Raw genomic sequence first — 26,686 nt, 5'->3', positions numbered from 1 at the left:
CGTGCCAACGACCTTCCTTTCCGGTTCCCCCAACCCTAGTTGGGGACCTGTCCGGAAGGTCCGAGGCACCTCACAGTGAGAACCATCCCCGGGTGCGCGGGGCCGACGTTGCGGTACCAGCCGCGCGCGGCCATCAGAGGGAACCATCCCCGCGTGCGCGGGGCCGACTCCACCTGGTGGTCGTAGGGGATGAGCACATAAGAACCATCCCCGCGTGCGCGGGGCCGACCGGCGAGTTGCTCGGCAAGCTGCGCGGGGTCCGGAACCATCCCCGCGTGCGCGGGGCCGACACGTGCGGAGTGCTCGACTCCGGTAGCTACAAGGAACCATCCCCGCGTGCGCGGGGCCGACACTTCCTGACCTGCGACGTTATCAGCGAGAGGGTGGTTTCTCATTCGGTTGGTTGACGATCCTGGCCGATGGTGGTGAGAGCCTGGGAGCTGCGCCGCTGGCGCGGTACAGCTCCGGCGTCGGTGGTTTTGTCAGTGGGCACGGCTACCTTACGCGCTGTGAGCAACGATAGGTCGGCGTCGAGCGTCCCGAGTCCTTTGGCGGTGCTGTGGGGCAAGAGCGCGGGCAAGGCCGGTGGGCGGGCCAACTTACTGTTGCAACATCTGTTCGATACGGCGGCGGTTGCCGAGCTGATTTGGGATCACTATTTGGCGCCATCGGTGCGCCAGATGCTGGACGGCATTGCGGGTGCTGGCGGGGGACGTCGGCTTTTTGCGTGGTTGTGCGGGATCCATGATTTCGGCAAGGCGACTCCTGCGTTTCAGCACATGGATGCAGCTGGTGCCGCCCGTGTACTCGCTTCGGGCCTGACCTGGGACCAGCGGACGGTGGAGCGGTACCGCTGGCGGCATGACCGGGCAGGTGGTGTCTTGATGCGCCGATACCTCACCGAAGTCGGTTGGTTGAAGGACAGCATCGGCTGGGTGTGGCCGCTGATCGCGGGCCATCACGGTCTGTTCCCGACGCTCGGTAAGGCACGAGAGCCTGAACGCGCCCGTGGGCAGCTCAGCGGTAAGGCGGCGGGATGGGATATGGCGCGTCGCGCGTTGCTCGACGCTTTTACGCGGGCGGTGGGCTTCGATGATGTCGCGGAAGCTGAACCGTTGGGTTCGCCTAGCCGGGCCGTGCAGTTGCAATTGAGTGGCTTCGTGGTGATGGCGGATTGGATCGCCAGCGACCAGCGCCATTTCGAGGGCGTCGATGATTTTGAGCAAGTCAGTCTACAGGGAGCGCGGGCGCGGGCTGAGAAGGCATGGGGACGACTCGGACTGCGTGGCGGCTGGGGTGAGTTGCGGGAGCCCGACGGGAACATTTTCCAGCGGCGGTTCGGAGACGATCCTCGGCCTTCGCAGGCGATGGTGGTGGACGTCGTCAGACGCATGGAAGCGCCGGGCTTGGTAGTGGTCGAAGCGCCCATGGGGGAGGGGAAGACCAAGTCGGCGCTGGTAGCCGCCGAGATATTGGCCGCGCGGTGGGGGACGGACGGTGTGTTCGTGGGGATGCCCACCCAGGCGACGTGCGATCCGATGTTCACTAATGTCCGGTCCTGGGTCGAGGCCATCTCTCCTTCGTTGGCCTCGCAGGTGGCTCTGCTGCACGGCAAGCGAATGTTCAACAAGCAATGGCAGGACCTTCTCGAAGATCCTGCTCCCGATGACCGGTTCATCGGAGTCGCCGAAGATGAGTTCGGCCTCGCCGACCCTTATGCGATGTCAGGCGGTTCATGCTGTTCGGAGGCGGTTGCAGAGCGTCACGTGCCAGCGGAATGGTTCCTTGGAGCCAAGCGTGGGCTACTGAGCCCGATCGTGGTGGGGACGATCGACCAGTTGTTGTTCGCCGCCACCCGCACCAAACACGTGATGCTGCGCATGGCGGGCCTGGCGGGCAAGGTTGTGATCCTGGACGAGGTGCACGCAGCCGATGTCTACATGTCGCAGTTTTTGGTCGAGGGGCTGCGTTGGCTAGGACAGGCACAGGTACCAGTGGTGTTGCTATCGGCGACCCTGCCGCCGACGCAACGCCGTGAACTGGTAGCGGCCTACCTGGCAGGGGCTACAGACCACGAGGGGACGGACGCCTCGATGGCACACGCTGTGCCCGAGCCCACCGGCTATCCGAATGTCACGGCCGTCTGGAGCACTGGAGCGTCGATCGGGCACCTTGTCGAGAGTTGTCGATCCTGGCGAGAAAATCTGCAGGTCGGAGTGGAGGTCCTTCCGGAGCCTGTCAGTTCCCCGGCGTCGACGGACGGTGGGGTGCACGCCGGGGATGCTCAGGTGCTTTCGCTGCTGCGTGAACGACTCGCCGAAGGTGGATGCGCCCTGGTGATCCGTAACACGGTGCTTCGCGCACAGGACACCTTCAATGTTCTGCGCGCAGAATTCGGCGACGAAGTACGCCTGCTGCATGGACGGCTCAGCGCCAGCGACCGCGCCGATCGAACCGAGGAGTGCCTGCGGGCGTTGGGACCGCCGCAACAGCAAGGTTCCGGTCGTCCCGCCCGCAGGATCGTGGTGGCGACGCAGCTTGCCGAACAGTCTTTCGACGTCGACGCCGATTTGCTGGTCACGGATCTGGCTCCAATGGACCTGCTGCTGCAACGCATCGGCCGCACCCACCGGCACTCAGGAGTGCACCGGCCGGGACCGGTCAGTGAACCACGAGTGATCGTCACCGGGTTTCTGCCGCGCGACGACGCGCCGCCGGAACTGTCGGGCGCCGCCGAAGCCATCTACGGCAGATATCTGTTGTTGCGAACTGCGGCAAAGGTGTGCGCTGCTGAGGGTGGACGTTGGTCGATTCCCGAGCAGGTTCCGGAATTGGTCGCTGATGTCTACGGCCCGGATCAATACTCGGTCCCGGGGAATTGGGCTGAAGACGAACGTCAGGCACGCGCCGACTGGGAGACCCGGCAACGTGCACGCGCTGAGAGCGCTGAGCCGTTCTTGCTCACGCGGGCGGGAGAGCACACTCGACGAACGCTGGAGGGGCTGCACAGCGGCGGGGTGAGTCAGGGCCTGTCGGAAGAGCACCATCAGGCGGTCGTGCGTGATGGGGACCGGAGCGTTGAGGTGGTGCTGGTGCGTCGTGACGACCGTGGCTTCCGGGCCTTGTCGGGCCGATCGCTGGGGCCGCAGGGTGAGGCTTCCCGCGATGTGCTGGAAGACGTGCTCGGCGGAACCGTGCGGCTTCCTGCCAGGCTGACCGAAGCGGCCGAATCGGACTTGGGGCCGCTGGACGGGTGGCGCGGTCATCCGTGGCTGCGCTACAGCCTTGCCCTGCCGTTGGACGCGTCCGGCGCGGCACGCCTCGGTGATTTTGTCCTTCGCTATGACTCGCTGCTGGGCCTGGTGGTGACGGAGCCACGTCGATGAGGAGGGCGGGACGGTGGTTGCGTCCCGCCCTCTCCCCGCCTTGCGGGGCCGACGTGCAGCTCACACACAACCATGAGCCATCCCCGGAAAGACGGGGGCAACAAGACTCGCCGTTGTCCAGCGCGGGGCCGCGTCCGGCCAACCCTGCCATATCCCTGAGAAACGGCACGGACCTGGCTAGCGTCAGAATTTCTACACAAAACCACTTGGGAGATCCGTGATGGCTGAGTTCGGTCTGGTTGCCGAGCCATGGTTGCGCCCACGGCTTGGCGACGGTCGGACCATCGAACCGATGGGGCTCCAAGAGGTCCTGCACCGCGCCGGTGAGATCACCGAGATCGTCACTGACTTTGCAACGCAGTCGCCAGCGCTGCTGCGGCAGGTGCTCTTGCCGGTCGTCGTGGATGCGCTGGGAGCACCGGCCGACCGACGAGCGTGGGCGGACAGATTCTCCCGGGGAGCCTTCAGCGAAGCCGAGTTGGACAAGCTCGACACCTACCTTGAAGATCACCGTCCCCGTTTCGACCTGTTCCACCCCGAGGCACCGTTCGCCCAGGTTGCCGGACTGCGGACGGCCAAAGGGGATGTCAAGGGGTCGGGCTTGCTGGTTGCCGCGGAGGCCACCGGCAACAACGTGCCGTTCTTCTCCGCGCGGACCGAAGGCGATCCACCGCGGCTGACACCGGCTGATGCGGCGCTGTGGCTACTGCACGCGCACTGCTGGGACACCGCGGCGATCAAGACCGGGGCAGAAGGCGATCCGATGGTCAAGGCCGGTAAGACGACGGGCAACCCCACGGGTCCCCTCGGGCAGTTGGGGGTGGTCGTGCCGATCGGCCGGACACTCTACGAGACCCTTCTGCTCAACATTCCGATCGGTGTGCAGGGGCGTCTCGGCGTTCCCCAGTGGAGGCGATCCATCGGCCCCGCGTGGGAAAGCCGGACGGCTAAGGGCCTGCTGGATCTGTGGACCTGGCAGTCGCGACGGGTCCGGCTCGTCCCCGAACAGACCCCGGACGGCGACCGCGTCACAGGCGTGATCGTTGCGGCCGGTGACCGGCTCACGATGACTCCCGACTGGGAGCCGCACACGGCATGGCGAGTCGACAAACCCACGAAGAAGGCGGCGAAGCAAGCGAAACCCGTGCCGGAGCGACCGCTGCGACACACGCCGGGCAAGGCGATATGGCGGGGGATGAACGCCCTACTCGCCGTGGAAGCCCTTGAGACCGCGGCGTTCCGCGCCAGCGAGTTGCTCGACCAGGTCAGCGGGCTGGCAGCCGAAGACCTCATCGACGACCGCTACCCGTTGCGTGCGGAGACCTTCGGCGTGGTCTACGGGAACCAGTCCGCGGTGATCGAGGACGTCCTGCACGACGCAACACCGCTGCCGGTCGCGGCGTTGCGCGCCAACGCCGACGTCCGCTTCGCGGTGTTGGAGGCCACCGAACAGGCCGAACAACTCGCGCAGGCCCTCAACTATCTGTCGGCCGACCTGCGTCGCGCTAGCGGCTTGGAACCCATTCCGTGGGACAAGGGGCAACGTCCTGGTGAGCGGCTGCTCCACCTGCTGGACTCGGTGGTGAGGCGCCTGCTGCGCGGCTTGCAGAACGTCCCGGACGCCGAGACGCTCGATCGCGGCCTGCTGGCCTGGGAGCAAGAAGCTCGACGACTGGCGCTTCAGATCGCTGACTCGGTACACGCCGCCGTCCCCGAGAGTGTGTTCGCTGGCCGCGAGACCAGGAAACCCGACGGAACGACCGCGGCGGCCTTTCCCCTGGGCGTCGCAGTGAACGACTTCTACCGGCGGCTCAACCGCATCCTGCCGCGCACCAAAGACGAGCGTTAACCGCACCCCATTCACACGCGAAGGCACTCATGACTCAGCGCTACTGGAATCGCGTCGCCGCCAACGGCGAATGGCTCGCACACGACCCTCGCACCCGCCGCCCCCTCGGTCCTCCCCCCGGCGAGGATCTGGCCGCCCTGCGCGCCGGGCTGGGACGGGACGCAGGCGAGGTCGCGGCCATGTGGCGGTTCTACACCTGCCCCGTCGACGACAGACTCGCACAGCGCGGCCAGGTGTCGGTCGAGCAGCGTGCCGAGCACGCCGCACTGGCCTTGTACGGACTGCATCAGCAGTCCAAGAAGACCTCGATGCACCGTCCCAAGCGACCGTTGGGAATGGCGTTGCACAGGCTGCGCGCGAGTGACCGCTTCAGCTCCCAGGCCGTGGACGCACGCGTCAACGCCGCCGCCACGACCACCAACCCCGCGGCGCTGCTCATGCGGCTCCGTGGACTCTTCGATCAACTCCGCGTCATCGGCGAACCCGTGGACTACGACCGGCTGATGCAGCTCATCCAGGACTGGCACCACGAGGACGGCCGCCGCCGTGCGCGCCGCCGCTGGGCCATGGAATACCAGGTCTGGACTCAGCAGGACGACGATGCCGCTCAGGGCAACGGCACAGCCCCCAACGAGGGGAAGCCCCTCCCGTCCTGACCGCGACACCGGCCACCACGAACACCACCTTCAAGGAGTCACGCATGCCCGAGCAGCAGTACGTCGAGTACCACATCCTCCAGACCGTCCCGCCAGCGAACCTGAACCGTGATGACCAGGGCAACCCGAAGGAGGCGTTCTTCGGTGGTGTCCGCCGCTCCCGCGTCTCCTCACAGGCATGGAAGCGCGCGACCCGCATCGAGTTCGACCGGCATCTGCCAGAAGCCGACCAATCGACCCGCACCAAACAGATCGCCAAGCAGCTGTCCGGACGGCTTCAGGATCGTACGGACGTGGACGCCGAGCAGGCTCAGCGGCTCGCCGGTGCATTGCTGGAACCTCTGGGCATCAAGGCAGGACGCAAAGCCGGAGACACCGCCTATCTCCTGTACTACGGCTTCGGGCAGCTCGACCGCATCGTCGACCTCGTCGCCGACCGCGCCACCGACCTCGCTGCGCTGTCCGAGGACGATCTGACCGCCGCCGTCAAGGACATGAAGGTCGCCGACGAACTCAAGACCGGCCACCCGATGGGCGTCGCCCTGTTCGGACGCATGGTCGCCGACATCCCTTCCCTCAACGTCGACGCTGCCGCCCAGGTCGCTCATGCGCTGTCGACCCACCGCGTCGAGTTGGAAGCCGACTACTACACGGCCGTCGACGACGCCAACGAGCGGGACGAGACCGGCGCCGGAATGATCGGAAGCATAGGTTTCAACTCAGCAACCCTCTACCGCTACGCCGTCATCGGCATGCATCAGCTGGTCGACAACATCGGTTCCGCCGAGACGGCCCTGGAGGCGATACAGCGATTCGGTAGGGCTTTCGCACTGTCCATGCCCACCGGCCACATCACCTCCTTCGCGCACCGCACCAGGCCCAGTCTGGTTGCCGTCGTCGTCCGAGGCGACCAGCCCGTCAACCTGGTCTCGGCCTTCGAACGTCCCGTTCCCGATACCGACCCCTCCGGCGCCGCCTGCGGCGTGGCAGCCGAATCGGCCGGTCGCCTGGCCCGCGAGTACCTGCGCTCGGTCCGCCAATGGGGGGACCAACCCGTCCACGCCGGGGCCTCGCACGCCTTCGACGGCACCGCTGACGACGACATCGCCCGCGCGTTCGGCGACAACCAATCCTTCGACCAGCTGCTGCAAGGCTTGGACCAGGCCCTGGCGCGCACGTGGCAGAGCTGAGGACCATCCCCATGGCAGACCATCAACGAGTGTTGATGCTGCGGCTCGCCGGGCCCCTCCAGTCCTGGGGTGATCAAAGCCGCTTCAACCGTCGTGAGACCCGCCCCGAACCGACCAAGTCCGGCATTCTGGGACTGCTGGCCGCCGCGCAGGGCCGCCGCCGCGAAGACCCTCCCGGCGAACTGCTCGACCTTGCCCTCGGGATACGAGTCGATCAGGCCGGGACGCTACTGCGGGACTACCACACCGTCAGCGACTACCGTGGTCGTCCGCTGCCACAGGCGGCCGTCAACGCCAAAGGCGTGCAGAAACCCACCTCGCCTGCCAAGTACACCCACGTCACCCAGCGCTACTACTTGCAGGACGCCGTCTTCGTCGCTGGCATCGCAGGTCCTTCCAGTCTGGTGGACGCGCTAGCTGCCGCCATTCGACGTCCAGCGTTCCCTCTCGCGCTCGGACGGCGTTCGTGCCCGCCCACCCAGCCGATACTTCTCGGCACATACGACGGGGCACTGAACGAAGCCCTCGGCGAGCAGCCTTGGCAGGCGGGACATGCCGCACGCCGCGAGTTCCAGCGCCGCCACGGACGGCCGCCCAGCATCGACCTGCCGACGACCATCGAGACCCTCGACGGCGACGACGTCGTCCACGACGTGCCCACGTCGTTCTCCCTGCGCGACCGCCGCTTCACCAGCCGCCGCCTCGCTCACTCCTGGGTCTCGGCCCCCACCGGATTCCCAGAACCCGACGCGCCCACCGGCGCAGGCCATGACCCCTTCGCGCTGCTGGGCTGGTGACCGATGACTTACCTTTCCCGCGTCCGCATCAACCCCTTGCGGCAGCAGTCCCGTGAGCTGCTCGCCAACCCGCGGGCAATGCACAGCTACGTCAGCGCGGCCGTCCCTGCGACCCCTGACGCCGAACGCCGACTGTGGCGATGGGACACCGACAACCCCCACCGCCCCCATCTGATCGCCCTCACCCGATCAAAACCCGACTGGTCGCATCTGGTCGAAGCCGCCGGATGGCCCGCCACCGACGACGGTGAACACTACGTCGTCGCCGACTACGCCCCGCTCTTGGCGCAACTGGCCATCGGCCGCGAGTTCACCTTCCGACTCACTGCCAACCCCGTCCAGAACATCCCACGCCCCCCGGCCCGCACCAACGTCCAAGGCGGCACGGACGAAGACCCGTCCACTGGTAAACGCCGCTCATCCGTCCGCACCGGACACCGCACTGCCGCCCACCAGCTCAACTGGTTTCTGAAGCGAACTGACAACTACGGTTTTCAGATCCCCTTGGCACGTACCGACCCCGACCTGCCGATCCCTGGCTCCGAGGATTCCACCGCCGCACCCGACGTACGCATCATCCATCGGGACCGTCTCTCATTCACCAAAGGCGAACGTCGCGACGTCGTCCTGCACGTCGCGACCTTCCAGGGACGCCTGAAGGTCATCGATCCCGACCTGCTCACCCGCGCACTTCTGGACGGGATCGGACCGGCCAAGGCCTACGGTTGCGGCCTGCTCACGCTCGCGCCCTTGGCAGGAAGTTGAATGGCCGACATCTGGTGGAAGGCGCACCCACACGATCTGCACCGTCTTCAAGACCGCATCTCCAGCGTTTACGTGGAACGGAGCCACGTAGACCGCGATGAGAACGCCGTCGTCGTCATCAACAGGCGCGAAACCGTCCGGGTCCCGGCTGCCTTGGTCGCCGTCCTCCTGCTGGGCCCAGGTACCCGCATCACCCACGGCGCCGTCAACCTGCTCGGCGACTCCGGCACCGCGATCTGCTGGGTCGGCCAACAAGGCGTCCGTCTCTACGCCTCGGGGCTCGGCCCAGCTCGCGGAGCCGGACTGCTCCATCGACAGGCATACCTGGTCACCAGGCCTAAAGAACGCCTCAACGTCGCCCGCGCCATGTACGGCCTGCGCTTCCCGGGCGAAGACGTCTCCAATGCGACCATGCAGCAACTCCGTGGACGCGAGGGAACCCGTATCCGCAAGCTCTACAAGACCCATGCGCAACGCACCGGCGTCACCTGGAACCGCCGCGAATACAAAGCCGGAGAAGCCCAAGCTGCCGGTGACGACCTCAACCGGCTCCTGTCAGCCGCAAACGCCGCGCTCTACGGCATCTGCTACGCCGTCATCGTCGGACTTGGAGCCAGCCCCGGACTCGGCTTCGTCCACACCGGATCAGCCATCTCTTTCGTCTTGGACATCGCCGACCTCTACAAAGCCGACTACACGATTCCCCTAGCCTTCGACCTAGCCGCCCAGGGCCTTACTGACGAACGCGACGCTCGAACCGGACTACGCGACCTCATCGCCGAAAACCGTCTCCTCGGACGCATCGTCCACGATGTCAAAGCGCTGCTCAACCCCGACGAGGCAACCCGCATACCAATCGACGAGGACGTCAACCAGCTCTGGGACGAACGCGCCGGAGTCGTCTCCGGTGGCGTCAACTGGTCCGGAAGCGAAGACCTCATCCAACCTGGCATGGGTGACCAACACCTTGCCATCATCGGGCCCGAGTTCGACCCGCCCACCACTGGCACCACCACATGACCACCGTCATCGTCCTAATCGCTGCACCCGAGGGACTCCGCGGCCACCTCACCCGCTGGATGGTCGAAGTACACGCAGGCGTCTTCGTCGGCAACCCCAGCCGACGCATCCGCGACCGCCTCTGGGACCTCCTCGCCAACCGCATCGGTGATGGCCAGGCAATCCTCGTAGAACCCGCTGACAACGAACAAGGCTGGACCGTCCGCACCGCCGGCAAGGACCGCTGGAAACCCGTCGACTTCGACGGCCTCATCCTGTCAGCACGCCACCGAAACCAACTAAACGAAAACCCGCCCCTCACCCGATAAACCCGCACGTCAACAAGTGTCGGCCCCGCGCACGCGGGGATGGTCCGCGGATCATGGCCGCGCTGGCCGAGGACGTCACCGTCGGCCCCGCGCACGCGGGGATGGTCCGCGGTCAAGGCCCTGCAGATCCAGCTAGGCAAGGTCGGCCCCGCGCACGCGGGGATGGTCCTGCACGTGCATCGTGTCCGGAAAGGGCCTACTGGTCGGCCCCGCGCACGCGGGGATGGTCCAGCACTTCGCTGATCTCGGCCAGCTCGGCTTGGGTCGGCCCCGCGCACGCGGGGATGGTCCGACAAGCCCGGCCATGACCGTTTCCGCACCCACCCGGCTCACAGAAATCCTGCGAGGATCCTGCGCTCTGCTGACCAGCGCCGTACTGCTGGCCGGTGTCCCGACCGGCCTGTACGCCGTGGCAGGGTCCCCGATCCCCGACCACGTTCCGTCCTGGGAGCAGGTCGCAGCCGTGCTGCTGCGCCCCGACACCGACAACTGGCTGTTCCTGTCGGCTGTCCGGCTCCTCGGGTGGACGGCGTGGGCCGTGTTCGTCGCCGCCACCTGCGCCGAAACCGTCAGCCACCTGGCCGGACGTACCCTGCCCGCGCTTCCGCGCCCAGTCCGCCCCATGCAACTCCTGGCCCGCGACCTGGTCGCGGCGGTCACCCTTATCTTCAGCACCGCCCTGGCCTTCACGACTCCCGCGTCGGCCGCCACCCAGACCACCGCTGACACCGAACCCACCAATGGGCCCAGCACGACCCCGTCCCAGAACCCGGGGTGGGAACCGTTCCTCGGCGAAGGTGCGCCTCCCACCCCGGACACCGAACAGCCCGCATGGCAGACCCGGATCGTCCACCGTGGCGACACCCTGTGGAGCCTGGCCCGCCGCGCCTACGGCTCCGGCAGCCGCTACACCAAGATCTTCAAGGCCAGCCGCGCCATCGACCAACCGCCCGGAGTACCGGCCCTCACCGATCCCGACGAGATCAGCCCCGGTCAGCAGCTCCGCATCCCGTCCGGTCCGACGAAAGCCGGGGACCCCGAGGCAGAACAGAGCACGCGCCAGGAACGTCCTCCGAGGTCCGAACAGCACCGCACCCACGACCACCCAACACACGCTCTTCAACAAGGCCGCCCCACCTCCAGAAGCCATCCCGCAGAGGTACCGACCCCGATCGTTGCGCCCCCCGTGGAGAACCCGCCGTCCAGCCCAGAACCGTCCACACCAGCACCGTCGACTCGGCGTTCGGCGGACCAAGGCCAATCGAGCATCACCCTGCCGTCCGGTTCCCGCATCGGAATCGGTCTCGCCGCAGCGCTCAGCCTCGCCGTTGCGATGACCCGCCTACACCGGCGTCGCCGACACACCACCAGCACCGATGACGTTTCCGCCGAGCAGTTCACACCGCCGCCCGAACCCGTCGCCCAAGCCCGCAAGGCCCACCTGGACCGCACCTACACCGACCACGACGCACCCATCCCCTCCGACGCCGACCTCGCCGCGAACGACCGCGCCACACCGCCACCCGACCACATCACCCTGGGCACCCGCGACGACGCCCCGATCACCCTGCCGCTCGCCGGACTCACCCTCGGCCTGACCGGTGACGGCGCGCACGCCGCCGCCCGAGCCATCACCACCGAACTGCTCGCCAAAGCGCCCCGTGACCGCGCCGAACTCCTCATCCCCCAACCCGCCGCAGTCGCCCTCTATCCCGGCGCCGTCCTCGAAGGCATCCCCGGGCTCACCCTCACACCCACCCTCACCACCGCTACCGCCCACCTACAGGCCGAGGCCATCCACCGCGCCAGGCTCATGGAAACCGCCGACGAACCCGACGTGACCGCTCTCCGCGCCGCTGACCCCGCCGAGCCGCTGCCCACCCTGCTCCTGGCCGCCACCGCCCCCGCACGCACAGCCGCCACCCTCCACGCCATCACCCAGTTCAGCCACACCTACGGCCTCGGAACCCTCCTCCTCGGCCCGGCACCAACGGGAACCACCCTGCACCTCACCGACGACGCCACCGTCACTCACGCCGAAGGACCCCACGCCGACGCGCTCGTAGGAGCCCGCCTGTTCCACCTCACCGCCCACGACGCCAATGCCATGCTCCACAGCCTCCGCACCGCCACCGGAGCGCCCGAACCCGAAACATCCACCGTCCCGCGCCCCCGACCCGACCCCGCCAGGGACCAGACGCCTCAACATGACGACACCGCGACCAGCGAGAGCTTCGTCCCCTCCATCGACCACGACCGGGCCCCGCCGATCCGCCTCCAAGTCCTCGGCTCCGTCCACCTGCACACCGCCCAGGGCCCCATCACCACCGGAGTCCGACGCGACGCCCGCGACCTGCTCGCTTACCTCGCCCTCAACCCCAACGGGGTCACCCGCGAACAAGCCGTAACAGCTCTTTGGTCCAGCCAGGACCCTCACACCACGACCACCACGTTCAACACCGCCATCGCCAACATCCGCAGGACACTCCGCGCCGCGACCGGACTACGCGAACCCATGTACGTCATCCACACCGCAGGTCGCTACCGTCTCGACCCGGGCCTCATCGAAGTCGACGAGCAGCACCTCGCCGCCGCACTCACCGGCGCCCGCCACGCCACCACCGACGCCGACCGCATCGCCGCACTCACACGAGTCACCGACCTCTACACCGACGAGTTCGCCGCCGGCTTCAGCTACGGCTGGGCCGAAAACCACCGCGAACACCTGCGCCGGGCCGTCACCGACGCCCTGACCCGACTCGCCCGGCTCCTCCAACACGACCACCCGGAAGAAGCGCTCGCCGCGCTCGAACGAGCCGTCACCCTCGACCCCTACGCCGAACCCCTCTACCGCACCATCATGCAACTACAGACGCAACTCGGTCATCCCGACGCCGCCGAGCGCACCTACCAACTCCTGACAACCCACCTCATCGACATCGACGCCGAACCCAACGACCAAACCCACGAACTACGCACCAAGCTCCAGCAACACCGCTGACGTCCCCGTGGGTGGCCGAACCGTTCACGCCTGGGAAAACCGCAGCGCAGGAACCCGATGATCAGGGGTGTTACCGAAACCCGTCCGGGGCGTGCCAGATGGTGTCCTCGTTCGTCATCAGCGTCCGCATTCTCTTGTCCAGTTCGGCCTTTGCCACTGTGGAGCGGGCGGCGGCGCGGATGTAGGCGGCCAGGGCTCGGATTTCGCGGGCTCGGTGTAGCAGTCGCATCCCTGGGTGGTTCTCGAGATCTGGGTCGATGCCGTAGGCGGAGCACATCTCCAGCCAGGTGGTTCTGGGGCTGCCGAGGCGGATGACGCCGTAGAGGCTGGGGATGAGGTCCTGGGCTCGCGATCCGTGGCTGACCGAGTCCCAGTCGCAGACCACATGACCGCCGCGGACGGGAATCAGGTTGCCGGTGTGCGCGTCGCCGTGGATCAGCCCGTGGTCCAACCCAGGAGGCATCACGGCGGTGGGGTAGGCCGCGGTGATGTCGGCGCAGCGGCGCAGCAGCCAGTCCCGCTGTTGCGGGGTGAGTGCTTCGGGATGTTGACGCAGGTCGTCCGGCAAGGATCCCAGGGGATCGGTGGTAGGGAGTTTGATCGGCGGGGTCGGCAGTGCGTGCAGGCGACGCAGCAGCCGGGCCAGGTCGGTGACTTTCGTCGACGTCGCGTGCTCGTCAGGTGGCTCGTACCGCCAGAAGGTGGCGGTCCAGCCGTCAACGGTGACCGGCTGTGGGACCGCGTCCAGTGGCTGGACCGTGGGGTAGCCCTGCTCGGCCAACCAACGCGTGACCTGCACCGAGGTAGCAACGCGCCGATCCCATTCGGGGCTGTTGTGCGTCTGGCGAAGCCGCGCAACGGCGTTGGCGTGCGGGAGGTGGTAGACCGCGTTGGCTCGGCCAGAGAGCCGCACCGCGCCCTTGGGGTCGAGCCCGGCCGCCGTGCACACTTGTTGGAGGGGGATCACCTGGTGGTCATGCCCTGCTTGAGGCTACGCCTCACGGGCTCGTTGCCCGCCGAGTTCAATGCGCATGTAGTCGCGCCAGTCCTTGACCCGCCGATCGTCGGAGTGGGGAGCGAGTCTGGTGTCGAAGTCCCGAACCCACTCCTCGGAGCGGCGGGAGGTCAGGGCGTTGGCCATGGGGACGGCGTCCTTGGCTGAGACCAGCGCGTGGTCGAGTTCGCCCATGCCTAGTTGGGCGGTCGCCATGTGCACCGTATTGAGTTGAATCGCTCGCGGGAATCGGGAGTCCAGACCACGTACCGCTCGGTCTGCGCACTGGGCGGCGCGCGGATACTCTCCGATCATCTGCCAGCACAGCCCAGCACACGCGGTGAACTCTGGTTGGGTGAAGTAGGAGATCCAGGTCGGTTCGTTGTCGCCGGGGGCGGCCTGAGCGAAAGCGGTCTCGGCGTCGCCAAGGAGGCGACGGACCCGGGTCTCGCCATGGCGGTCGCGAGTGTCGGCCAGCGTGATGGCGGTGGCTGCGGCTCTTGCCTCCTGCAGCAGAAGATGCGCCATGACGCGCGGGGGTGCCTGGGCCTTCTGCCCTGCTTGGTGAGCCGCCGAAGCCAGCCGCACGGCCCATTGCGGATGTTTGAGGTCGCATGCCTGCTGGGCAAGGATCGACAGAATTCGTGCGGCGGTCAGGTTGTCTCTGGCCGCCTTGGCGAGTTGGAGGGCATGACCGTAGTGAATTTGCGCTAGGCCATGGGAGCCGGTGTCGTAGGCTTCCCAGCCGGCCAGCGCGGTCATCAGCGCGGCGGCCGAGGCTAGGTGCTCACCCACCTCTTCGCTGTAACGGCCCTCCAACAGTGGGGCGATCTTGGTGTTCAAATAGTCCACGACGGCGGGACGTACCAGCCCACCGCCGAACTGTTCGTCCATCTGGCTAAAGGCTTGGGTTGCCTCCCTGATTCGGCGCACGTCCTCCATTCCCACCGATGCGGCAGGGCCCACGCGAAGCTTCAGCTTGTCGATGGGGTCAAGGTTCCACGACAGCAACCATTCGCTTAGCACCGCCGGAACGAACGGCATCGTGCCCAGAAGACGACGTCGCGCAGGATCCACATCCCACCTCCACAACTCGCCGCAAGACTCCACGGTATCCGCTGGCGAGGTGAAGCCCTCCGACTCGCCTGACAACCATGGCGCCACCGGTTCGGCCTCGTCGACGGCGACCCACCGATCGACCTCGACGAGGGTGACGCCGAACATTTCCGCGAGTCGTCTGCGTGAGTTCAACCGGATGCCCTGTTTGCCCTGCTCCCAGCGCGCCCAAGTCGTCGGGGAGACACCGATCTCCTCGGCTGCGGCCTCCTGGGTCAGACCTCGAAGTGCGCGTGCCGCGGAAAGACCCGCGCGGGGTCCACGGTCTGGCTTCTGCACAGCGACTTCGCCTTTCTGACCTCGCAGGAGGTCACCAGTATCGCCCGCGATGACGAGACAGGGGCGTGTGATCGCTGAAACGACCAGTAAACGACCAGATCCCGTAGACGTCCGGCAAAACGGCCAAGCCAACGACCTTCACAACCCGACCGGCAAACGCGAACCTTCACGGGCGAGCAGAGGCGAGTCGCTCGGATGCAGTCCATTCCCCATCACTCGGCTCCGCTCCGCGAGGAGACCATCTGGAAGGTAAGGGGAACCACAGTGACCGCGTTAACGAACAGAAACCGCATTTCGCACCACCGTGCACATAAGGGCCTCCACGCCCCGTGTTCCGCCGGTCCGATGTCGTTCTTGCTCCGTCGAAAATTCCCGGCGGACCAACCTTCGTCCCACGCGAGGCTCTGCACCAGCACGCCGAACATCGCCCGCACCTACGACTACCTCTTGGGCGGGAAAGTCATCGCCGGGGCCAGCCGCGTTTTCGTTGAGGAGCCGATCGGATTCTGGGGAATCCCGAGCCCGCGAAAGGCCGTGCGGTGAGCGCGGTCGATGTGGTCCGGAGTTGGGTGCCGCCGGTGCGGTGTGTGGCTCTGGATTACGGCGGAGTCTTGGACGTGAGGCCCCAACCCGGTAGGTGGGCCATGTCCCCCGAGTTCGTGCCGCCCGGGTACGAGGGCTTCCTGGCGATGGTCTTCAGGCCGCGGAGCCGGGACGCGCGCCGGGTGGGCGGGTCGTTCCCCGTGGACCCGGAGTGCGCCGACGCGGTCCGGGATCTGCACGAGCTCGGGCTGGGCCTGGTGGTCGCGTCCAACACGAGGCCCGGTCAGTCCCGCCATCACCAGTTGGCCGTCGCGGGCGTGCGGGGCCTGCTGCGGGAGGTCCTGCACAGCCACGAGCTCGGCGTGGCCAAGCCGGACCACAAGTTCTTCGAGGCGGTCGTCGCAGCGGCAGGATGCCCGGCGAGCGAGGTCTGCTACGTGGGCGACCGGGTGCGGACCGATGTGGTCCCGGCGGTGGCGGCGGGGATGCGGGCGGTCCTGGTCGCGCCGTCCGGCCAGTCGTCCGAGACGCCGGATCGTTGGCGTGGCGCGTCCGGTGGGGTCCCGGACAGCGCTGCGGTGATCTCTCACATGCGGGAGTTGCCCGCACTGCTCGCGCGAACGGCGGCGGCTTGACGTGCGATCTGTTCCGGCTGATGTGGGGAGCGACGTCATGGTGACCACGTCCCGCCTCCATCCGATCGGCCAGGGTCGGGCGGCCGAGCACGCGGATGACTTGATCGGTCGACTCGACCGTCGGGGGCTGCGTGCCTGCCAGGCCGTGCCGGTGTCGCGCGGGGCGGTCGGGTTGTCGGCCGGGGCGGTGCGGGTTCAGGTAGAGCGCCCAGACGACGCCGTGGACCAAGTGGTGGCGGTGCAACCGGTGTCCCGGTGGCGCGGCGCGGCCGACCTGGCCTGGCATTGGGAGCGTCCCTTGGTGGGGTATCGGCATCCGGTGCGCTGGTTCCAGCCTTTCTGCCCTGCGGGCACGCCGGATCGGGCGGCGGACGCGATCGTGGCGTCGCTGGCCGCGCGGGCGCGCGCCCACGCCTTCTTAGCGCACGCGCCGTTCGCGTCGGCGGGCGGCGACGCGAACGAACGGGAGTTGCTCGACAGCGCCGCCCGACCGGTGCACGCCCTGGTCTACCGGCTGCTGGAGGTCCTCGCCGCGACACAGCGCGGCGTGGAGGACCCGGCGCTGCTGCGTCAACTCTTCGCGATTGACCACCTGGGGATGCGGACGCTGCGTGCGCTGGAACGGCTGGGCGTACTCGGCGGCGCCACCGCGAGGCGGCTGCCGGAGCCGTTGCCCCTGTCGACGGTGATGCGGCAGGCGGCCGCGCAGGTCGAGCACTACCGGCGCGTACGGATCCCGCCGACCGGGATCGACGTGGACGTCCCACAGGACGCCGCACCGGAGTTGGGGCTGTTGCTAGCGGAGCTGATCGAGAACGCGACCCGATTCTCCCACCCCGACACCGACGTGCTGGTGACCGTCGCCGCCACCAGCGGCGGGGTACGAATCGAGGTCGCCGACCGTGGGTTGTCGATGGCGCCGGACAAGCGTGCCGCGCTGAACCGGTTGTTGGCCCAGCCCGATGAGGCCAGCCCCCGCGACCAGATCATCACCGGGACGATCGGGGTGCTGGTGGTGGCGATCCTCGCGCAACGCAATGACGTGCGGGTGGTGCTGAACCCCGGCGCCGACGCGGGTACCCGCGCGGTGGTCGAACTGCCCGACACGGTGCTGCTGACGCCGCGCACAACGACTCCGGGCACGGCGGTCCCGCCCGCGACGAACCCGAGCACCGCAGCACCGGACGAGGGGGACACCCGCCAGCAGGCCGGGTTGGCCGGACCTCCGGGGTGGCCCCCGGTATCGCCCCGTACCGTGCCCCCCGAACTAGGACTCGCAGAGGCGCCCCCGTCACCGGCGGCCGGATCGGTGGACGAGATCTCCTCTCGCCAAGCCGAGACCGGTCCCGCCATCGGCACACCATCGGCAGACCTGCCCGCACTGCCCAGACGCGCCCCGAACCGCACCCTCGGCAGCGCGCCGGGCGCCCGCTCGGGGCCGCAGGTCCCCGCAGCGCGCCCGCCCCGGCGGGAGCGGCCCGCGACCGAACAGGCGGCCGACTTCCTGGAAGCCGTGACCGACACCCCCGACGCCCCCGATGGGCCTGCGGCGGGTTGAGAGCCCGCTCTTCACCACGACCAACCCGCTGGCTGCGAGCCCGTCGCACGCCCGGCGTCCGACCAGGAGGAATGAGACCCATGACGATTCTCCCGACTCCCGCTCCGGCAGAGTCACCCGAGTCCACCGGAGGACCCGGTGAGCGGCGCGACCGTGACCTGGGCTGGTTGCTGGACAACTTCCTGGTGGAGGCGCACGGCGCCGACGCCGCGGTGCTGACCTCGCGGGACGGGCTGCCGATCGCGTGCACGGGCAGGCTCGCAGTGGAAAAGGCCGAGCAGATCGCGGCCGTGGCGGCGACGCTGTACTCCTCGGGCCGCGCCGCAGGGAACATCACCGATCCGCCCGGCGGCGAGGTCCAGCTGCTCCAGCTCTATCTGGAGCACAAGGCTCTGTTGATGGTGAGCACCCACCACCAGCGGCAGCCGACGCGCCCGCTGGTGCCGCGGCCTGCGCCCGGCGCCACGGTGAGCAGACAGTCCTTCACGGAAACGCTGCTGATGGTGCTGCTCGGCCCCGACGCCGACACCCGCACGGTCGGGAAGCAGATGACCGCGCTGATCGAGGGCGTCGCCGAACACCTGCGCACCACCGCCCGCGTCACGACCAGCGGCGCGGCCGGGAGCGGCGTGGACGGTTCCGGCGATGAGCGGTGACCGTCGAGCGTGGATCGCGCAGGAACGTCCAGAGGAGTTGCGGGCCTACATGGTCACCGGTGGTGTGACCCGCCCCCAGTACCCGATGCGGTACGACACCGTGCTGGTCGCCACCGCCCCGCCCGTTCCCGACGTGAGGCTTCAGCCCGAAGCCGCGCAGGCGCTGCGGATGTGCCGTCGGCAGGGGTGGTGTTCGGTCGCCGAGATCGCCGCCACCATCGGCCAGCCGGTCCTGGTCACCCAGATCATCCTGTCCGACCTGATCGCCAGGGGCGCCCTGGCCGATCCACGTGATCACCCCGACGCCAACCCCCACGACCCGAGCCTGCTGCGCGACCTTCTCGATGGCCTCCACGCCCTGGCCTGACGTCCCACCCGACACCCCGACGCCGCCGGGGGTCCGACCTGATGAAAGTCCCATGACCACAACACGTGATCGGGGCGTCGCCCCCCACCTCGCCGTCAAGATCATCGTCGCGGGCGGCTTCGGCGCCGGTAAGACGACACTGATCGGTTCGGTCAGCGAGTCCCCGCCGCTGCTGACCGAAGAGATCCTCACCGAGAACGGGGCGCGGGTCGACTCGCTGGACGGGGTCGCCGCCAAGACCACCACCACGGTGGCGCTGGACCACGGCCGCCGCACCCTGAAGGTGCCCAGACAGCTGACCCTGCTGCTGTTCGGCACTCCGGGCCAGGACCGGTTCCGTGTCCTGTGGGACGAGCTGACCTACGGCGCGGTCGGCGCGGTGGTCGTGGCCGACACCCGCCGCCTGACCGACAGCTTCGACCCGATCGACTACTTCGAGAACCGCAAGATGCCGTTCGTCGTCGCGGTCAACGAGTTCGACGGTGCCCACCGCTATCCCGTCCCGGCCGTCCGCCGCGCCCTGGCCCTGCCACCGCCAGTGCCGGTGGTGCCCTGCGACGCCCGCGACTTCGCATCCGCCGTCACCGTGCTGAAGGCCCTGGTCACCTACGCCCTGACCGCCCGCACCCGCATGGACCCCACCACCGGCCCCCCGGCGGCGCCGGGCCCCGACCCACGACCGCCCCAGGGAGCACACCCGTGACCGACGGCACCTACCTCGGGACCTACCTGGGGCTGTACAGCCGCGACCACGCCCAACCGCTGGCCGCTGCCCGCGAACGCGCCGAGTTGCTGGCCGACCTCGGGCTAGCCGCGCTGGTCCAGGACGAGGAGTTCGACGCGTTCGCCGCGCAGACCGCCGCCGCGTTCGCCGCCGAACTCGGCCCGGCCGCCGAGGGCCTGTACGCCATGGTCAACCTGATCACCGTCCAGCAGACCTTCGTCGGGCTACACAACCCGCCGGGCGAGAAACCAGTGGACCGGACGATGTCGCGGGACCACGGATGGTGCCCAGAGGTGGTCAACCGCCGCGCAGCACTCGTCCTCCCCGACGTGTACGCCTGGCCACGGTTCTCCGGCGGGCACGTGGTGGACTCCATCGGTATCCGGACCTACGCCGGAGCCCCCATCGCCCACGGGCCCAGCGGCACGGTGTTCGGCACCGTGTGCGTGGTCGGCGCCGCCGCGCTGCCCGAAGAGACCGACCACGTGTCGCTGGCTCTGATCAAAGACCACGCCAGCAGGGTGGCAGCCCTGATCGAGGAGCGCACCGGCCAACCCATCACCAGCCAACTCCACGCCGCCGACCCAGACGGCATAGCTCCTGGCGGCAGGGCGTCCAGGCCGGAGCCCGGCTAATGGCCGCAGCGGTGGTCGGTGACCCTGTGCCGGACCGACCACCGGCTGAACGGCCCGAACGACAGGAGGGGACGGTGCCTGTGTTCATGACCGAAACCGATGCTCACCAGGAACTCCGCCGACATGCCCGCGACTTCGCCCGTGAGGAGATCACCCCTCGTCTCGGCCGGATCGAACGCCCCGGCGCGGTCGAGGCCGAGATCGTCCAGATGATGGCCCGGCTGGGCTGGGTCGGCGCGGCCGTCCCCACCAAGTGGCACGGGACCGGTCTGGGGCACCTCGCCAAGACGATTCTGTTGGAGGAGATCTCGCTGGCGAGCCCCGCGATGGGCGCCGCCCTTCAGGCGGCCCAGCTCGGCGCGGCGACACTCCTGCACTACGGCAGCGAGGCCCAGTTACGGGACTGGATGCCACCGATCGTCGCGGGTGAATGCCTACCGACGATCGCGGTCACCGAGGAGGAGTCCGGTGGGCACGTGCTGGACATGCGGGCCACCGGCCGCCGCGACGGCGACCACTGGGTGCTCACCGGCCGCAAGACCTACATCGGCAACTCCCATCTGACCGACGTGATCGGTGTCGTGGTCCGCACTGCCGCCCCCTCCGCTTCGGCCGGTTCGCGGGCCCTGTCGGCGTTCTGGGTCGAGACGAAACGGCCGGGAGTCCGGCGCGTCCCCTACCGGCCCGCGCGCGTCCTGCACGGCTTCTCGTTCGGGGATCTGGTGTTCGAGGACGTCCGAGTCCCCGCCGCGAACATGATCGGCGACGAGGGCGACGGTCTCGACGTCGCCTACGCCGCCTCGATCCTGGCGGGCCGCCCCAACCTCGCCGCCGTCGCGCTCGGCATTCACCGCGCGCTCCTCGACGAAACCGTCGCGTTCACCCGAGCGCGCCAACGCTATGGCGAACCACTGGCCGACCACCCGGTCATTCGCCAGCGGATCGGACAGATCAGGGCCCGCCTCATGGGCGCCCGCGCGAGTGCCTACCAGGCGGTGCATCTGCTCGACCACGCCCGGCCGTCCGACACCGACCTGATCAACGCCAAACTCCAGGCCGCCAGCACCGTGCGCGCCTCGGCCGACGACGCGATGCTCGCCCACGGCGCGGCCGCCTTCCGCACCGACCGCCGCATCGGGCAACTCGCCCAGGACGCGCTCGCCATGGACCCGCCCGCCGGGACCGCCGACGTCCAGCGCCACCGCCTCGCCGAGGACGCCCTCGGCACCGACCACCGCCCGTACTCGGTGCGGCTGGCAGACCGGGTCGCATTGCACCCGCTCCCCGCACCGCCCGCAGACACCGGATCCGGCCACGCCTCCTAGACCTTCCTCCACCCGAACCCGCCCCCGGGGCGGTCCGAACAAGCACAGGGACACCTTTGAAACGCCGCCACCGACCCCACACCGACCAGCTCCGTACGAGCGGAGTCGTCGCCGATAAGGCTGCGGCACCCCCGCCGATTCCCGCCGTGGAACCCGCCCACACCCGGCGGCGCGCTCCGGCCTCCAGGCAGACGTGCCGGACGGTTACCGCGCCGGAGTGGTCGCTACGGCACGCCGTGGCCGCTCCGTTCGTCGCGCTCGTCGCGATGGCGGTCACCGCCGTCGTGACGCTGATCGTGCTGGCGGCGGCGGGAGCCGTCCCTGACAAGGACGACCAGGACGGGCAGCTGGTCGTGAACGCCGCATGCGTCGCCGTGGGCGGGCTGATCGCGGCGTGGACGTTGAGCGTGTGGAGACATCGGCGGGCGCGGCCACGCCTGACCGACTTCGCCCTGGTCCCCTCACCGCGCTCACCAGGCGTCGTCATTGGCTGGACGCTCGGGGCGGGCGCGACGCTGATGCTGGTGATGGCCGCGTACGCGCTGCTGGTCCCGGCACGCCAGGACACCGCCGTGGTGGTGCGGGACGCCCACGGGGCCCAGTTGGCCGTGCTGGTGGTCCTGGTCGTGGTCCTGGCTCCGGTCAACGAAGAGGTGCTGTGCCGCGGCGTGATCTACGCCGGGCTACGGTCCTGGCGCGGGCCGTGGTGCGCGGCGCCGGTCACCGCACTCCTGTTCGCCGTACCGCACGCGGACTGGAAGCTGATGCCCGTCCTCCTCGCAGCCGGTGGCGCGCTGGCCGTCGTGCGGGAGCGGACGGGGTCCCTCGCCCCGGCGATCGCGTTGCACTCGGGGCTGAACTCGGCCGCCATCTGCACGCGGGCTCCCCTGCTCACAGCGGCACTGACCGCGCTGATGCTCACGGTCTGTGCCGTCATCGCCTTCCGGCCGCGCCCCGCGACCAAGGACCTCCCCGTCCCACCAGGTACGGCCTTGAGCGACCACCTCGACAGCCGGTCGTCCCCACTCGTGTGAACGGCCACACCACCTCGCCCATGCCGCCAAACCCTTCATCACCTGCGGAAGACAATCGCGAACCCCCCTGCATGGCCACTTCCCAGCACAATCCGCCCGGCGACATGCGCACCGGCACCGTAAGCCGAGAAAGGTTCCCAACCGCGTGGCCCGATTCCCAGATGATGTCCGGAACGAGGTCAAGAGGAAGTCGATTGTGCGGCAGGGCGCCGACGCTTATCCCGCTATGGCGGAACCCTAATCCGACCTGCGGCTGCCGCCTTGACATCCAGCATGAGGTAGCCATACCAAGCAATGGCACTAATTCCGTGTGACCCCATGCGGATACGAAGCGGCCCCGGACGCGGTGACTGCAACACCGGCCGGGGCCTGACTGGAAAGCGAGCTTCCGAGCCATGGCCGACTCTACCCACCAGCCCACCCCTACCGACGGGAAGCGTGACGCGGAACCCTGCCCACCGTGGTGCAGGGCCGACCACATCAACTCGGCCGAACACTCCGGAAGGGTCGTTGCCGTTCAGCTCGCCGAACCCGTCCACCTGGGCGAAACCCGCCCACCGGACCTGCTCGTGGCGCTGCACCAAGACCCCGGCACCGGCCCACAGATCATCCTGTCCCACGAGGACCGGCCCGAGGAATACCCGCTCACACCGGCCGAGGCGCGCAAACTGTCCGGACACCTGGCCGCGCTAGCGGTCAGCGCTGAGACCGCGCCGAGCACGGACCGTGACGCCGCGACGGTCACCGCCCGCCCGTCGTGGCTGGCCGACCATTGCCCACGCTGGTGTGAGAACAGCGGCGACCACTCCGGCCACGACCACTACAGCAACCGCCGCCACCTGGGCCCATCCCGGGAAGTCATCCTCACGGCCGTCGACGACCACCGCACCGCCCGCCAGGAACAGCCCCCCATGGCACGCGCGCACCTGTTCCAGCACTACCGCGAGATCGGCCCGCGCATCGACATCGCCCGCGACGACACCCCTGTCGGTATCCAGTTCACGTTGGAGGAAGCCGAGAATTTCGCCCACAAGCTGCTGGCGATCGTCTCCATGGCACGGACCGAATAGCGTTCCGCGAAATCCCGCGAGAGCCTTGTCAGGTCACGGCGGCTGGCAGGGCTCTCGCATTACCGCATTTGCGTCTTGGCATCTGTCCCATTCGCTTGGCCGAACTGGGCGAGGTATATAAGGCCTGAAACCGGCCGAGACAAAGAGCCCAGACCCGTCAGCGGGACATCCAATCGTCTCACCTGAGGTGGCCCGCGACGGCAGAATGCGCCACGCCCTCGTTCACGGGATTCATGCCTTGACACCTATCAAACAGTCGCGCCTCAATAATCCTTCCCTTAATCGGCACCCCCGCATTTATCAGCGGGAATCCGCGAGGCGGAGGAGACATGCCCGTAAGAAAGCCGGAAGAACCACTCGACGGCCGCGAACAAAACTACATCTGGAACTTCTCGGCGCCACATCGCTTGCCGGAAATGCGAGGCAAGCTGGCCACCTGGCTGTCCGAACGTGGTGCCGACTTCTACCTGGAGTCGTTGATCGTAGGCAGTCAGCAGATCCGCCCACCCGGCCCGTTGTCGCAGTCGGCCACGCGACTCGCCGAACAGGAACACCACCGCGTCACCGAGGGTGAACTGTTCTGGGTGAGCGCGGACATGACCGAACTGGCCCGGCACGCCGGCCGACGACTGACCCGTCACGAGTTGTTCGAACATGACCTGCCCGACCGATGCGGATTCATGGTGTTCGAGACCCCGCTGGCCGACTCCTGCGTTGATGGACTGCGGCTGGAGATCGTTGCCGTGAGCTGGGGTCTCATCGAGCCGCCACTACTGGTGACCGAGGGGTCGCGCGAGGTACCGGTGGGATCGCGATGGGCTACGGGAGTCGGGGTGTGGTTCACCTTCTACAGCGACCCCAACGGGTTCTTGGAGGCCAACCTGCAGAACCTCACCGAGGTGCGTCTGGTGTGGCGGCGGCAGACCGGACCGTTCCTGCCCGACAACGAGCTGGTGTGGGCGCTGAACCAGCCGGAGGACCTACCCGAGGAGGAGGACGTCACCAGCGCATGGGGCCGGACCGTGGTGGCGGCGTGGCTGTTGATGCAGCAACCCTTGGCCTCACATGGGACCGAGCGGGCGCTGCGGCCCGCACGACGACGGCTGACCAAAGCGGGGCTCCCCACCGATGACGTACGGCTGGTCCGCGTACGACGACCCGAACCGCGTGCCACCGATTCACGGCCTGGCGCGGGTCGGGAGTACTCGGTGCGGTGGTGGGTGGAAGGCCACTGGCGTCGCTACCGCTGCGGTCCGGGACGCGAACGCGTCGAGCGCCGCTGGATCAGCCCGTACCTGGCCGGGCCGGGTGACAAGCCCGTCCAAGGCGCCCAGCGCGTAAAGATCTGGGACCGGTGACACCGCAACACCCCTCGGGACCGGTTTCGGCGGCGAGGCAGATGCTGACGAGTGGCAGAGCGCGGCCAGTGTCGATGAACTCGGTATCGAGGGAGGGGTGCGTGGTCACCACAAGCCGAGTTCTTCGAGGAGGGTGGCGGCGCGGGGCATGGTGGTCGAGGGTCTGCCGGTGACCGGGTTACGGGGAAGCGGGACAGCGGTATTGAGGCGGATCAGGTCACGCCAAACGAGGAGTTGTTGGTACTGGCCGGTGATTGCGCGGCATCGGGGGCGTTCAAGTCGCGGACTGTCGCGCAGGTGTTCCAGGTGGATTCCTCCGGCCAAGAGGTCTGCGGCGGTCTTGGGGCCGACGCCTCTGATCCCTGGGATGTTGTCGGCGGGATCTCCGGTGAGCGCCCGGTAGTCGGGCCATTGGTCGGGGTGGACGTGGTGGCGGTCGTGGACGTCCTGGGGCCTGATCTGGCGGCGGGCGGGGTTGAGGATGGTGACCTCGTCAGCGGCGAGTTGCAGCAGGTCGCGGTCACCGGAGTAGCAGGTGACGGTACGGCCCGCGCTGACGGCCTGGTGGGTGAGGGTGGCGATGACGTCGTCGCCCTCGTGGTCGTCGAGCTCGATCCAGGACACTCCGGCAGCGTCCAAGCCGTCCTTGACCAGAGGGAGAGAGCGGATGGGCGTGTGGTCGGCGTCGGCCCGGTTGGCCTTGTAGGCGGTGTCTCAGGCTTGGCGCCCGGCGGCGGCGTTCTCTCCGTCGAAGACGACGACGATCTCATGGTCGGGGGCTTCTTCGAAGTGGGTCTTACGGAGGATGGCCAGGAACCCGAACACGCCGGTGAGGTCGCGCGACCCGTCGCTGGACATGATTCTTTTCTCGCTGAAGCCCCACCATGAACGGTAGAGAAGGTGGTGTCCGTCAACGGCGAGCAGCGGAGTCACAGGGTCCCCTCGAGCATACGGGTGCGTTGTCGTGGGCCTGTGACCGGGGCGAGCGGGTACCGGCCGTTGGAGACGGCGGCGACCTTGAGGCTACCGGGTGGTGGCCGTGGCGATGGTGAACAGGCGGGTGAGCGTGTCGGTGTAGGCGGGGACGACGTCGCGTTCAGCGGCGGTCTTTCGGTAGGCGGCAATGTTCATGGACCTGCGGGCCTGGCTGGTAAGTCCGGTCGCCTCACCGATCACGCTGGTGAGAGCGCCTGGCTGGCCGGGGTCGTACAGCAGGCCGGTGTGTCGGTGGGTGATGGTCTCGGGGAACCCATCGCGGTCGGGGGCGACGGGTCCGCCGTGGCGGGCCCACAGGGCGACCTCCAGGGGGAGGTTGGCGAGGGCCTCGCCGCGGGAGGGGCAGGCGACGGCGACGGTTTCGGGGAGGCTGGCCAGGGCGCGGGGCAGGTCTCGGGTGAAGCGGGGAATGTAGGTGGCGCGC

23 protein-coding genes, 1 pseudogene and 2 CRISPR repeat arrays are annotated in these 26,686 nt (G+C 68.3%); of the genes and pseudogenes, 19 read left to right on the top strand and 5 right to left on the bottom strand.

Features of this window, described 5'->3' with window-relative positions:
• Positions 1-79 precede the first annotated feature (79 nt).
• Positions 80-351: a CRISPR direct-repeat array (repeat unit 28 nt; unit sequence GAACCATCCCCGCGTGCGCGGGGCCGAC).
• Positions 352-509: 158 nt separating this feature from the next.
• The 9 genes from cas3 (at position 510) to ABD808_RS37045 (ending at position 12,972) form a co-directional block, all read left to right on the top strand.
• Positions 510-3,386, top strand: a complete 2,877-nt coding sequence (gene cas3 / locus ABD808_RS37085) for a CRISPR-associated helicase Cas3' (protein WP_344907788.1) — start codon at positions 510-512, stop codon at positions 3,384-3,386.
• A 220-nt stretch (positions 3,387-3,606) separates the two neighbouring features.
• Complete coding sequence (gene casA / locus ABD808_RS37080) at positions 3,607-5,235, top strand: type I-E CRISPR-associated protein Cse1/CasA (RefSeq protein WP_344907785.1); 1,629 nt, start codon at positions 3,607-3,609, stop codon at positions 5,233-5,235.
• A gap of 29 nt (positions 5,236-5,264) precedes the next feature.
• On the top strand, positions 5,265-5,891 hold the full coding sequence (gene casB, locus ABD808_RS37075) for a type I-E CRISPR-associated protein Cse2/CasB (protein WP_344907782.1): 627 nt from the start codon (positions 5,265-5,267) through the stop codon (positions 5,889-5,891).
• Between the two features lie 44 nt (positions 5,892-5,935).
• Positions 5,936-7,081, top strand: a complete 1,146-nt coding sequence (cas7e, locus tag ABD808_RS37070; RefSeq protein WP_344907779.1) for a type I-E CRISPR-associated protein Cas7/Cse4/CasC — start codon at positions 5,936-5,938, stop codon at positions 7,079-7,081.
• Positions 7,082-7,092: 11 nt separating this feature from the next.
• Positions 7,093-7,878, top strand: coding sequence for a type I-E CRISPR-associated protein Cas5/CasD (gene cas5e / locus ABD808_RS37065; protein WP_344907776.1), 786 nt, complete (start codon positions 7,093-7,095; stop codon positions 7,876-7,878).
• Positions 7,879-7,881: 3 nt separating this feature from the next.
• On the top strand, positions 7,882-8,643 hold the full coding sequence (cas6e, locus tag ABD808_RS37060) for a type I-E CRISPR-associated protein Cas6/Cse3/CasE (RefSeq protein WP_344907773.1): 762 nt from the start codon (positions 7,882-7,884) through the stop codon (positions 8,641-8,643).
• Positions 8,644-9,663, top strand: coding sequence for a type I-E CRISPR-associated endonuclease Cas1e (gene cas1e, locus ABD808_RS37055; RefSeq protein ID WP_344907771.1), 1,020 nt, complete (start codon positions 8,644-8,646; stop codon positions 9,661-9,663).
• On the top strand, positions 9,660-9,971 hold the full coding sequence (gene cas2e / locus ABD808_RS37050) for a type I-E CRISPR-associated endoribonuclease Cas2e (RefSeq protein WP_344907768.1): 312 nt from the start codon (positions 9,660-9,662) through the stop codon (positions 9,969-9,971). Before cas1e ends, cas2e begins: the two co-directional genes overlap by 4 nt.
• Before the next feature lie 17 nt (positions 9,972-9,988).
• Positions 9,989-10,262: direct repeats of the CRISPR family, unit length 29 nt; unit sequence GGTCGGCCCCGCGCACGCGGGGATGGTCC.
• A 13-nt stretch (positions 10,263-10,275) separates the two neighbouring features.
• Entirely contained in the window at positions 10,276-12,972 is a 2,697-nt protein-coding gene (locus ABD808_RS37045; RefSeq protein WP_344907765.1) for a BTAD domain-containing putative transcriptional regulator, read from the top strand.
• Between the two features lie 70 nt (positions 12,973-13,042).
• Here the strand turns inward: ABD808_RS37045 and ABD808_RS37040 are convergent, their stop codons facing one another.
• Together ABD808_RS37040 and ABD808_RS37035 are read right to left on the bottom strand one after the other, a co-directional pair.
• Positions 13,043-13,939, bottom strand: a complete 897-nt coding sequence (locus ABD808_RS37040; protein WP_344907762.1) for an aminoglycoside phosphotransferase family protein — start codon at positions 13,937-13,939, stop codon at positions 13,043-13,045.
• 24 nt (positions 13,940-13,963) lie between these two features.
• Complete coding sequence (locus tag ABD808_RS37035) at positions 13,964-15,361, bottom strand: helix-turn-helix transcriptional regulator (RefSeq protein ID WP_344907759.1); 1,398 nt, start codon at positions 15,359-15,361, stop codon at positions 13,964-13,966.
• A gap of 644 nt (positions 15,362-16,005) precedes the next feature.
• Between ABD808_RS37035 and ABD808_RS37030 the strand changes: the two genes are divergently transcribed.
• From ABD808_RS37030 to ABD808_RS36985, 10 genes are all read left to right on the top strand, one after another.
• Entirely contained in the window at positions 16,006-16,539 is a 534-nt protein-coding gene (locus tag ABD808_RS37030; protein ID WP_344907757.1) for an HAD family hydrolase, read from the top strand.
• A gap of 232 nt (positions 16,540-16,771) precedes the next feature.
• Positions 16,772-18,097, top strand: coding sequence for a sensor histidine kinase (locus ABD808_RS37025; RefSeq protein ID WP_344907754.1), 1,326 nt, complete (start codon positions 16,772-16,774; stop codon positions 18,095-18,097).
• Between the two features lie 80 nt (positions 18,098-18,177).
• Positions 18,178-18,753, top strand: coding sequence for a roadblock/LC7 domain-containing protein (locus tag ABD808_RS37020; protein WP_344907751.1), 576 nt, complete (start codon positions 18,178-18,180; stop codon positions 18,751-18,753).
• Positions 18,743-19,120 (top strand): DUF742 domain-containing protein, encoded by a 378-nt coding sequence (locus tag ABD808_RS37015; protein WP_344907748.1) that lies wholly within the window; start codon positions 18,743-18,745, stop codon positions 19,118-19,120. Before ABD808_RS37020 ends, ABD808_RS37015 begins: the two co-directional genes overlap by 11 nt.
• A 52-nt stretch (positions 19,121-19,172) precedes the next feature.
• On the top strand, positions 19,173-19,823 hold the full coding sequence (locus ABD808_RS37010) for a GTP-binding protein (RefSeq protein WP_344907745.1): 651 nt from the start codon (positions 19,173-19,175) through the stop codon (positions 19,821-19,823).
• Positions 19,820-20,479, top strand: coding sequence for a GAF domain-containing protein (locus tag ABD808_RS37005; RefSeq protein WP_344907742.1), 660 nt, complete (start codon positions 19,820-19,822; stop codon positions 20,477-20,479). The genes ABD808_RS37010 and ABD808_RS37005 overlap by 4 nt, the downstream gene beginning before the upstream one ends.
• Positions 20,480-20,553: 74 nt before the next feature.
• Positions 20,554-21,804 (top strand): acyl-CoA dehydrogenase family protein, encoded by a 1,251-nt coding sequence (locus ABD808_RS37000; protein ID WP_344907740.1) that lies wholly within the window; start codon positions 20,554-20,556, stop codon positions 21,802-21,804.
• A gap of 146 nt (positions 21,805-21,950) precedes the next feature.
• Positions 21,951-22,838 (top strand): CPBP family intramembrane glutamic endopeptidase, encoded by an 888-nt coding sequence (locus tag ABD808_RS36995; protein WP_344907737.1) that lies wholly within the window; start codon positions 21,951-21,953, stop codon positions 22,836-22,838.
• Between the two features lie 395 nt (positions 22,839-23,233).
• Positions 23,234-23,908: a DUF6907 domain-containing protein gene (locus ABD808_RS36990; protein WP_344907735.1), complete on the top strand. Its 675-nt coding sequence runs from the start codon at positions 23,234-23,236 to the stop codon at positions 23,906-23,908.
• Positions 23,909-24,237: 329 nt separating this feature from the next.
• On the top strand, positions 24,238-25,266 hold the full coding sequence (locus ABD808_RS36985; RefSeq protein ID WP_344907732.1) for an AcrVA2 family anti-CRISPR protein: 1,029 nt from the start codon (positions 24,238-24,240) through the stop codon (positions 25,264-25,266).
• Positions 25,267-25,371: 105 nt separating this feature from the next.
• Here ABD808_RS36985 and ABD808_RS36980 read toward each other — a convergent pair whose 3' ends face one another.
• The 3 genes and pseudogenes from ABD808_RS36980 to ABD808_RS36970 all read right to left on the bottom strand — a co-directional run bounded on the left by ABD808_RS36980 (position 25,372) and on the right by ABD808_RS36970 (position 26,442).
• Positions 25,372-25,725: a 5'-3' exonuclease H3TH domain-containing protein gene (locus tag ABD808_RS36980; RefSeq protein ID WP_344907791.1), complete on the bottom strand. Its 354-nt coding sequence runs from the start codon at positions 25,723-25,725 to the stop codon at positions 25,372-25,374.
• Positions 25,714-26,199, bottom strand: a pseudogene (locus ABD808_RS36975) (5'-3' exonuclease); the annotation flags it as partial. The pseudogene ABD808_RS36975 and the gene ABD808_RS36980, both read right to left, overlap by 12 nt.
• A gap of 90 nt (positions 26,200-26,289) precedes the next feature.
• Complete coding sequence (locus ABD808_RS36970; RefSeq protein ID WP_344907729.1) at positions 26,290-26,442, bottom strand: hypothetical protein; 153 nt, start codon at positions 26,440-26,442, stop codon at positions 26,290-26,292.
• Positions 26,443-26,686 lie beyond the last annotated feature (244 nt).

Source organism: Actinomadura meridiana (assembly GCF_039537545.1).
Lineage (GTDB): Bacteria > Actinomycetota > Actinomycetes > Streptosporangiales > Streptosporangiaceae > Spirillospora > Spirillospora meridiana.
This window is presented reverse-complemented; position numbering and strand designations above follow the sequence as displayed.

Coding starts and splice junctions, on each gene's coding strand:
- ABD808_RS36985 (WP_344907732.1), top strand. CDS start 24,238: ATGCCCGTAAGAAAGCCGGAAGAACCACTCGACGGCCGCGAACAAAAC.
- ABD808_RS37015 (WP_344907748.1), top strand. CDS start 18,743: ATGAGCGGTGACCGTCGAGCGTGGATCGCGCAGGAACGTCCAGAGGAG.
- casB (WP_344907782.1), top strand. CDS start 5,265: ATGACTCAGCGCTACTGGAATCGCGTCGCCGCCAACGGCGAATGGCTC.
- cas5e (WP_344907776.1), top strand. CDS start 7,093: ATGGCAGACCATCAACGAGTGTTGATGCTGCGGCTCGCCGGGCCCCTC.
- ABD808_RS36990 (WP_344907735.1), top strand. CDS start 23,234: ATGGCCGACTCTACCCACCAGCCCACCCCTACCGACGGGAAGCGTGAC.
- ABD808_RS37020 (WP_344907751.1), top strand. CDS start 18,178: ATGACGATTCTCCCGACTCCCGCTCCGGCAGAGTCACCCGAGTCCACC.
- casA (WP_344907785.1), top strand. CDS start 3,607: ATGGCTGAGTTCGGTCTGGTTGCCGAGCCATGGTTGCGCCCACGGCTT.
- ABD808_RS37010 (WP_344907745.1), top strand. CDS start 19,173: ATGACCACAACACGTGATCGGGGCGTCGCCCCCCACCTCGCCGTCAAG.
- cas6e (WP_344907773.1), top strand. CDS start 7,882: ATGACTTACCTTTCCCGCGTCCGCATCAACCCCTTGCGGCAGCAGTCC.
- ABD808_RS37045 (WP_344907765.1), top strand. CDS start 10,276: ATGACCGTTTCCGCACCCACCCGGCTCACAGAAATCCTGCGAGGATCC.
- cas7e (WP_344907779.1), top strand. CDS start 5,936: ATGCCCGAGCAGCAGTACGTCGAGTACCACATCCTCCAGACCGTCCCG.
- ABD808_RS37030 (WP_344907757.1), top strand. CDS start 16,006: ATGTCCCCCGAGTTCGTGCCGCCCGGGTACGAGGGCTTCCTGGCGATG.
- cas2e (WP_344907768.1), top strand. CDS start 9,660: ATGACCACCGTCATCGTCCTAATCGCTGCACCCGAGGGACTCCGCGGC.
- cas1e (WP_344907771.1), top strand. CDS start 8,644: ATGGCCGACATCTGGTGGAAGGCGCACCCACACGATCTGCACCGTCTT.